The organism is Robertkochia sediminum (assembly GCF_016786255.1).
GTDB classification, from domain to species: domain Bacteria; phylum Bacteroidota; class Bacteroidia; order Flavobacteriales; family Flavobacteriaceae; genus Robertkochia; species Robertkochia sediminum.
The window spans coordinates 1-295 of the sequence record NZ_JADMKT010000035.1; the positions used below are offsets into that span (position 1 = coordinate 1).

Here is a 295-nt window from a genome sequence, read left to right on the forward strand (position 1 = left end):
TGGCCAGGGAGGAGCGCTTGGGATCGAATTCCATGATCTTCTGCAATTCAGATCGGGTAAGGAATGCCTTGTCGACTTTTTCAAATTTGAGTTTGTGATGTTTAAAGATGTTCTTTTCCAGCCAATCCATCTCATAAGCCAATTTGATTAGCTTTTTAAGCCGTTCCAGGTGCTTCATGACTCCATTGTTGGATAGGGTGGGTTGTTGATGTAAGAAGTGCTCAAAATCGATAATGAAGGATGATTCAATGGCTCTTAGTTCCAGGTCGGATACCTTTTGGGTCTTTTTCAAAAA

Annotated in this window: 1 protein-coding gene; it reads right to left on the reverse strand. The window is 41.4% G+C overall.

The annotated features are described in order from the left end of the window. A partial coding sequence (locus IS446_RS00150) for a phage integrase SAM-like domain-containing protein (RefSeq protein ID WP_203057145.1) occupies positions 1 to 295 on the reverse strand: 295 nt, incomplete at both ends.